The sequence below is a fragment of the Blastococcus sp. CT_GayMR20 genome, assembly GCF_004570345.1.
In genome coordinates this window covers 1-7,299 of record NZ_SPQM01000192.1, presented here as the reverse complement: position 1 = coordinate 7,299, position 7,299 = coordinate 1, and the positions used below count along the sequence as shown (strand labels likewise).

6 protein-coding genes are annotated in these 7,299 nt (G+C 69.3%); all 6 read right to left on the bottom strand.

All coding sequences use genetic code 11. The features are described 5' to 3' along the window. Positions 1-158: 158 nt before the first annotated feature. On the bottom strand, positions 159-1,142 hold the full coding sequence (locus E4P40_RS24960) for an ABC transporter permease (RefSeq protein WP_135161036.1): 984 nt from the start codon (positions 1,140-1,142) through the stop codon (positions 159-161). Positions 1,143-1,205: 63 nt separating this feature from the next. Beyond that, entirely contained in the window at positions 1,206-2,288 is a 1,083-nt protein-coding gene (locus E4P40_RS24955) for a dipeptide ABC transporter ATP-binding protein (RefSeq protein WP_135161035.1), read from the bottom strand. Next, entirely contained in the window at positions 2,281-3,333 is a 1,053-nt protein-coding gene (locus E4P40_RS24950; protein ID WP_135161034.1) for an ABC transporter ATP-binding protein, read from the bottom strand. The genes E4P40_RS24955 and E4P40_RS24950 overlap by 8 nt, the downstream gene beginning before the upstream one ends. Continuing rightward, positions 3,330-4,286 carry an ABC transporter permease gene (locus tag E4P40_RS24945; protein ID WP_135161033.1) on the bottom strand — a complete coding sequence of 319 codons (957 nt, stop codon included), beginning with the start codon at positions 4,284-4,286 and terminating at the stop codon, positions 3,330-3,332. Before E4P40_RS24945 ends, E4P40_RS24950 begins: the two co-directional genes overlap by 4 nt. Continuing rightward, the gene (locus E4P40_RS24940) at positions 4,279-5,202 is read right to left on the bottom strand and encodes an ABC transporter permease (RefSeq protein ID WP_135161032.1); all 924 of its coding nucleotides are present in this window, start codon (positions 5,200-5,202) and stop codon (positions 4,279-4,281) included. The genes E4P40_RS24945 and E4P40_RS24940 overlap by 8 nt, the downstream gene beginning before the upstream one ends. Positions 5,203-5,350: 148 nt before the next feature. After that, positions 5,351-7,009: an ABC transporter substrate-binding protein gene (locus E4P40_RS24935; RefSeq protein ID WP_209305506.1), complete on the bottom strand. Its 1,659-nt coding sequence runs from the start codon at positions 7,007-7,009 to the stop codon at positions 5,351-5,353. Positions 7,010-7,299: the final 290 nt, after the last annotated feature.

Below are 7,299 nucleotides of genomic sequence, written 5' to 3'. Positions count from 1 at the left end.
CGCCGCCTTGTTGCGGCGCAGCCGGCGCATCACGAGCTGGCGGCGGCCCCGGACGACGACGTCCGGACCGGTGGGGGTCTGCCCCGGGGTGTCGGAGAGGGCGGCGTCGTCGGCGACGACGAGCGGATCCGCAGGCATGGTCATGGCAGCTCCTCCCGCTAGGAGACCCGCACGCGCGGGTCGAGGACGGCGTAGAGGACGTCGGCCAGGAAGCCGGCGAAGAGGATGAACACGGCCGTGAACAGCGCGACCGTGGCCACCACGTTGATGTCGTTGCCGGTGATGGAGTCGACCAGCCACTCCCCCATGCCGTGCCAGCCGAAGATCTTCTCCGTGAACGTGGCGCCCACCGCCAGCGTGCCGAAGTAGAAGGCCAGCAGGGTGGCCATCGGGATCAGCGCCGTCCGCAGCCCGTGCTTGAACAGCGCCTTCCGGCGGGTGAGCCCCTTGGCCTGGGCCGTGCGGAGGAAGTCGCTGTTCATGACGTCGAGCATGGCGTTGCGCTGGTAGCGGGAGAAGAACGCGATCAGCCCCAGCGCGATCGACAGGGTCGGCAGGATGAGGTGCGCGACCTGGTCCTTCAGCGTTCCCCAGAACCCGGCGTCCAGGCCCGGTGTCTCGTAGCCGGTGTAGTAGAGCAGCGTCGTCCCGGCCGCCTCGTTGACCTGCAGCGCGCCGAACTTCAGCAGCACCGCGGTGAAGAACACCGGCGTCGCGATGAAGAAGAACGAGAACGCGGTGAAGAAGCGGTCGGTGAACTTGTACTGCTTGATGGCGCTGACCACACCGACCAGCACGCCGAACACCATCCCGAGCACCGTGCCCAGCAACAGCAGCCGCAGGCTGACCAGTGCGCGGGCCCCGAGCTGGTCGTTGATGCTCCCGCCGGTGACCGTCTTGCCGAAGTCACCGGTGACGACGCCGCCGATCCAGTCGGCGTACCGGCCCAGCAGCGGGTCCTCGTCGTTGATCCCGTACTCGGTCAAGGCCTGGTCGATGACGGCCGGCGGCACGGGGGGATTGCGTCCCTCGTAGCGCGCGCGGGGATTCAGCGCCAGGGACGCGACGAAGTAGGCCAGCGTCGTCGCGACCAGCATGAGGACGACGTAGTTGGCCAGCCGCTTCAGCAGGAACCGCCCCACGGATCCCCTCCGCTCGCTGGTGTGACGACCGGGGGCGTGGACCCCCGGATGGACGGACGGCGGTCAGGCGGATTCGGTCGGGACCACCGCGCGCGCCTCGGCGAAGTGGCATGCCGACGCGTGCCCCTGACCGCGGTCGACGAGCGCCGGCGGCTCGGTGGCGCAGATGTCCTGGGCCTTCCAGCAGCGCGTGCGGAACCGGCAGCCCGAGGGCGGGTTGGCCGGGCTGGGCACGTCACCGGTGAGCAGGATCCGCTCCTTGAGGCCGCGCAGCTGCGGCTGGTGGACCGGGACCGACGACAGGAGCGCCTGCGTGTACGGGTGCGACGGCGACCCGTAGACGTCCAGGTCGGTGCCCTCCTCCACGATGCTGCCCAGGTACATCACCGCGACGCGGTCGGAGATGTGGCGCACCACCGACAGGTCGTGGGCGATGAACAGGTAGGAGAGGCCGAAGTCGTCCTGCAGGTCCTCGAGCAGGTTGACCACCTGCGCCTGCACCGAGACGTCGAGCGCCGAGACCGGCTCGTCGCAGACGATGATCTCCGGCTGCAGGGCCAGGGCCCGGGCGATGCCGATGCGCTGGCGCTGGCCGCCGGAGAACTGGTGCGGGTAGCGGTTCACGAAGTCGGGGTTGAGCCCCACCCGGTCGAGCAGCTCCTGGGTGCGCTGGAGCCGGCCCTTGCGCGGGGCGATGTCCGGGTGCACCGACCAGCCCTCCGCGACGATGTCGCCGGCGGTCATCCGCGGGTTCAGCGACGCGTAGGGGTCCTGGAAGATGATCTGGACCTCGCGGCGGTACCGCTTGAGCTCGCGGCCGCCCATCTTCGCGACGTCCCGGCCCTTGTAGATGATCTGGCCCTCGGTCGGCTTCTCCAGCGCCACCAGCAGCTTCGACACCGTCGACTTGCCGCAGCCGGACTCCCCGACGAGCCCGAGGGTCTCGCCCCGGCCCAGCCGCAGGTTCACGCCGTCCACGGCCCGGACGTGACCGATGGTCCGCTTGAAGACGATCCCCTGCGTCAGCGGGAAGTGCTTCTTCAGGCCCTTCAGCTCGAGCAGGGGCTCACCGGTGGGCTCGGTCGGCGGGGCGGCCGCCGTGAGGGCGGCGTCGACCTCCGCATCGGTCCGGCTGTCGTCAGACACCGAGGACCTCCTCGCTGTAGTGGCAGGCCGCCTGCCGGCCGGGGACCACGACCCGCAGCGGCGGGACGTCGGCGGCGCAGTCGCGGCCCGGGAGCGCCTCGGCGCCGATGCGCCGGCGCGGGCACCGCGGGTGGAACGGGCAGCCCGACGGGATCCTCGCCAGGCTCGGCGGCTGGCCGGTGATCGGCAGCAGCCGGCCGCCCTTCGCCTCGACCTGGGGCACGGAGCTCATCAGGCCGTCGGTGTAGGGGTGGGCCGGGTTGTCGAAGACGTCGTCCACGGTGCCGCGCTCGACGATCCGGCCGGCGTACATGACCGCCACCGAGTCGGCGACCTCGTTCACGACGCCGAGGTCGTGGGTGATGAGGATCAGGCCCATCCCGGTCTCGCGCTGGAGGTCCTTGAGCAGGTCCATGACCTGCGCCTGCACCGTCACGTCGAGCGCCGTCGTCGGCTCGTCGGCGATCAGGATCTTGGGGTCGAGCGCGATGGCCATCGCGATCATCACGCGCTGCCGCATGCCGCCGGAGAACTGGTGCGGGTAGTCGTCGACCCGCTGGGCCGCGGCCGGGATGCGCACGCGGTCCATCAGCTCGATGGCCAGCTGCTTGGCCTCCTTCTTCGAGGTGCCGCGGTGCGCGCGGAACATCTCGCCGATCTGGAAGCCGACGCTGTAGACGGGGTTCAGCGAGGACAGCGCGTCCTGGAAGATCATCGAGATGCCGGGGCCCCGGACCCGCCGCGCCTCCTCGGCGGGCAGCGTGAGCAGGTTGCGGCCCTCGAAGAAGATCTCGCCGTGCGGGATCTGCGCCGGCGGGGTGTCGAGGATCCCCATGATCGCCTGGGCGGACACCGACTTCCCGGAGCCGGACTCACCCAGGATCGCGAGGGTCTCCCCCGCGGAGACGTTGTAGCTGATGCCGTTGACGGCGTTGGTCACGCCGGCGCGGGTGCGGAACTCGACGTGGAGGTCGTTCACCTCGAGGATCGGCGCCCCGGGCCCGCCGCGGGTGTTCTCGAGCTCCGAGCTGGACAGGATGGTCATGAGCGCTGCCTCGGGTCGAGGGCGTCACGCAGGGCGTCGCCCATGAGGATGAAGGCCATCACCGTCAGGGTCAGGATGATGCTCGGGAACAGCACCAGGTGCGGTGCGGTCCGCAGCAGTGCCTGCCCCTGGGCGATCTGCAGCCCCCAGGAGATGGCCGGCGCCTGCAACCCGACGCCGAGGTAGGTCAGCGTCGCCTCGGCCGCGATCAGGACGCCGATCGTGATCGTCGCGAACACGAGCACCGGCGCGACGGCGTTGGGCAGGATGTGGCGGACCAGGATCCGGACGTCGGAGGCGCCCATCGCCCGCGCGGCGGCGACGTAGTCCGAGCTCTTCACCGCGATCACCTGAGAGCGCACGAGCCGCATGGCGGTCATCCAGCTGAACAGCGCCAGCGCGATCGCCACCGCCCGCGGCCCGCGGTCGCCGAGGACACCGGTGCGCAGCAGGACCAGCGCCCCGAGGACCGTGGGCAGTGCGTAGAAGATGTCGGTCAGCCGGGACAGCAGGCTGTCGGTGAAGCGGCCGTAGAACCCGGCGATGGCGCCCACGACGACCCCGAGCACCAGGACGCCCAGCACCGCCAGCACGCCGATGAGCAGCGAGTTGCGCGCCCCGTAGACGACGTTGGCCAGGTAGTCGCAGCCCTGCAGGTCGTACCCCAGCCAGTGGTCGGCCGACGGCGTCTCGTTGGAGTTGGCCAGGTCGCACGCGCGTGGGTCGGCCCCGCGGGCGAACACCGACGGGAACAGCGCCATCGCGAGGAACAGCACGCACAGGACCGCGCCGATCCAGAACAGCACGTTGCGCTTGAGCTGGCCCCAGGCGTCGCTCCAGAGGCTGTTCTGGCGGTCGCTGGTGACGTCGACCGACGGCGAGGCGAGGCCCGTCGTCGTCCCCGCCTGGACCTCGTCGTGCCGCAGGTCCTGCTGCTGCTGCGATTCAGTCATAACGGATCCTCGGGTCGAGGACGGCGTAGAGCACGTCCACGACCAGGTTGAAGAAGATGAAGAAGAACACCATCAGGGTGACGATGCCGACCACGACCGCACCCTCCTGCGCGCGGACCGAGTCGAAGACCGACCGCCCGATGCCGGGCAGGTTGAAGATCGTCTCGGTGACGATGGCGCCGCCCATGAGCGTGCCGACATCGGCACCGATGAAGGTCACCACGGGGATCAGGCTGTTGCGCAGCGTGTGCCGGACGATGACCGTCTTGTTCGGCAGTCCCTTGGCCCGCGCGGTGCGCACGTAGTCGGCCCGCATGTTCTCGGCGATGCTCGTGCGGGTCAGCCGCGCCACGTAGGCCAGCGATCCGGAGGCGAGCACGAGCCCGGGGAGGATGTAGCTGTACAGGCCCTCGGAGATGCCGGCGATCGGGAACCAGCCCAGCTTGAGGCCGAAGACGTACTGGGAGACGAACGCCAGCACCAGGATCGGGATGGACACGACCAGGGTGGTGCTCACCAGCACGACGTTGTCGAAGAAGCCGTTCTTGCGGATCCCGGCCAGCACGCCGGCGACGATCCCGATCACGATCTCGAAGAAGACGGCCACGGCGGCCAGGGTCGCGGTCACCGGCAGGCGCTGGAGGATCGTCTCGAGGACGTCGCGGCCGCGGAAGTCCGTCCCGAAGTCACCCTGGACCAGGTCCCCGAGGTACTTCACGTACTGCAACCACAGCGGGTCGTTGAGGTTGAAGTCGTCGCGCAGCTGCGCCATGACCGCCGCCGACAGCGGCCGGTCGCCGGCCAGCGCCCGGATCGGGTCGCCGGGCAGTGCGTACACCATCGCGAAGATCAGGAACGAGGCCCCGATCAGGACCGGGATGGTGAGCAGAAGGCGGCGGGCGATGTAGCGGCCCATGTCCCTCCTCGGTCAGGACGCACGCCGCCCGGGTCTCGGGCGGCGGTACGTCGTCCATCATGCGGGACTGTCCGAGCGGCGAACCGCCGGGGACACCTGCCCGATCGGGCAGGCACCCCCGGCGGTCGCCGTGCGGTGGTACGGAGGGTCAGCTGTTGACGGTCACCGAGGCGACGTCGATGTCACCGAAGACATCGATCACGACGTCGCTGACGTTCTCCGAGTGAACAGCCTGCTCCAGCTCGTAGAACATCGGGATGATCGGCATGTCCTCCAGGAGCAGGTCCTCGGCCTGGTTGTACAGCTCGATGGCCTCCTCGTTGCTGCCCGCCGAGTTGCCCTCGTCGATCAGCGCGTCGAACTCGGGGTTCGAGTAGAACGACGTGTTCGAACCCGCCGGCGGCAGGGCCGAGGTGGAGTAGAGCGGCTCGAGGTAGTTCTGCGGGCTGGGGTAGTCCATGCTCCAGCCGAGGCGGAACGGGCCGGTCATGCCCTTCTCGTCCTGCAGGGGCAGGTACTCGGAGAAGTCCAGCTCGCCGCGGAGGACGTACTCGAGACCGAGGTTCGTGCGGAGCTGGTTGCCGACCGCCTGGATGTAGGCGTCGTGACCGGCACCGGCGTTGAACCACAGCTCGACCGGCTGGCTCTTGTCGAACCCGGCCTCGTCGAGCAGCTCGTTGGCGCGCTCGACGTCGAGGGTGCAGTACTCGCAGGCACCCTCGCGGTAGCCCTCGACGACCGGGGCGACGACCGAGTCGGCCGGGGTGCGACCGCCGGCGAAGATGGCGTCCGCGATGGACTGGCGGTCGATCGCCATGGACAGCGCCTGACGCACCCGCTTGTCGGCGTACCGCGGGTCGTAGGTCGGGATGCCCAGGTACTGGAACCCGGACGACGGCGCCTCGAGGAAGCGGTCACCGAACTCGTCCGGCGCCGACTGCAGGGCGTCGGTCGGCATGTCGGGGAGCACGTCGAGGTTGCCGCCCTGCACATCGGTGTACCCGGTGTTCAGGTCGCCGTAGACGCGGAACTCGACCGAGTCGGCGTTGCCGGGCTGCTCGCCGGAGTAGTCCTCGTACCGGGTCACGGTGAAACCGGTACCGGGGACGAAGTCCTCCTCGGCCTGGTACGGGCCGTTGCCGATCGGCTTGGTGCCGAAGGCCTCGGGGTCCTCGAAGAAGGCCTCGGGCAGCGGGTAGAAGGCGTTGTAGCCGACGGTCACCGGGAACTGCGCGAACGGGGTCTCCAGCGTGACGGTGAACTCCGTGTCGCTGACGACCTCGAGGCCGCTCATCTCCTCCGCCGCGGGCGGGGTGACCAGGGTGCCGGCGTCGTCCGTCTCGCCCTGCAGGTCGCCGTAGCCGGCGATGTTCGAGAAGAAGTAGGAGGCGCCCTGGGCGTTCGTGCTGAGCGCGGTGTAGTTCCACGCGTCGACGAAGGACTGCGACGTCACCGGGGTGCCGTCGTGGAAGGTCCAGCCGTCCTTCAGCGTGACGGTCCAGGTGGTGTTGTCGTCGCTCTCGATCGTCTCGGCGACGCCGGTGTACTCGACCTCACCCTCCGTCGAGTACTCGACCAGGCCGGTCCACAGGGACGAGATGACCTGGTGGCCCTCGCTCTCCGTGGTGTTACCCGGGATCAGCGGGTTCTCGGGCTCGCCGATGTAGATGCTGAAGGTGCCACCGGTGGCCTCTGCCCCGGCGTCCTCTCCGCTTCCTTCGTCGTCGCTACCGCCACAGGCGGTCATCAGCATCGCGGCGGCGATTGCCGTCGCGACGAGCGAACTGCTCCGCTTGCTCAACTTCACGTGCGATGCCTCCCTCAACCCGCGCGACGGCGGGGGGAACGGACAGGTCTCTCCGCGGCCATCGGGTGGCCGGCGGACGACTGATTGGTCACGAGCAGGTGCACACCAGGAGGACAGGCGTCCTCCGTTGGTACGACGGTGTGAACCCTAGGCAGCCATCGGAACAGCGACCACGAAGGTCATCGAATTGTGACCAGAGCTCACGATCCGCCGCACAACCGTAACTTCCACACCTGGTGACGCCTGAGGCGGGCGTGACGTTCCGTCCGCGGGGGCTCTTCGCCGCAGGG

Bases quoted from the DNA above. Each gene is read 5' to 3' on its own strand.
- E4P40_RS24950 (WP_135161034.1), bottom strand. From the start codon at position 3,333: ATGACCATCCTGTCCAGCTCGGAGCTCGAGAACACCCGCGGCGGGCCC.
- E4P40_RS24945 (WP_135161033.1), bottom strand. From the start codon at position 4,286: ATGACTGAATCGCAGCAGCAGCAGGACCTGCGGCACGACGAGGTCCAG.
- E4P40_RS24940 (WP_135161032.1), bottom strand. From the start codon at position 5,202: ATGGGCCGCTACATCGCCCGCCGCCTTCTGCTCACCATCCCGGTCCTG.